Origin of the sequence: Vibrio sp. OPT18, from assembly GCF_015163615.1 — a bacterium.
Taxonomy (GTDB): domain Bacteria; phylum Pseudomonadota; class Gammaproteobacteria; order Enterobacterales; family Vibrionaceae; genus Vibrio; species Vibrio coralliirubri.
Map to the genome: position 1 here is coordinate 1 of NZ_JADDYK010000065.1, position 232 is coordinate 232.

Here is a 232-nt window from a genome sequence, read left to right on the forward strand (position 1 = left end):
AGGGTGTGTAAGTGCTGCGAGGCATTGAGCTAACCTGTACTAATTGCCCGTGAGGCTTAACCATACAACACCCAAGGGGTTTTGTGGACTCAAAGAAATACCAAACGCTTGAATGAGTTTGAAGAGAATTTAACAGCTTTCCGAATTTTAAAATTTGCTTGGCGACCATAGCATTGTGGACCCACCTGATTCCATGCCGAACTCAGAAGTGAAACACAATAGCGCCGATGGT

1 rRNA gene is annotated in these 232 nt (G+C 44.8%); it reads left to right on the forward strand.

The annotated features are described in order from the left end of the window. Window positions 1-157: 157 nt before the first annotated feature. Window positions 158-232 (forward strand): 5S ribosomal RNA (rrf, locus tag IQQ51_RS18025); the annotation flags it as partial.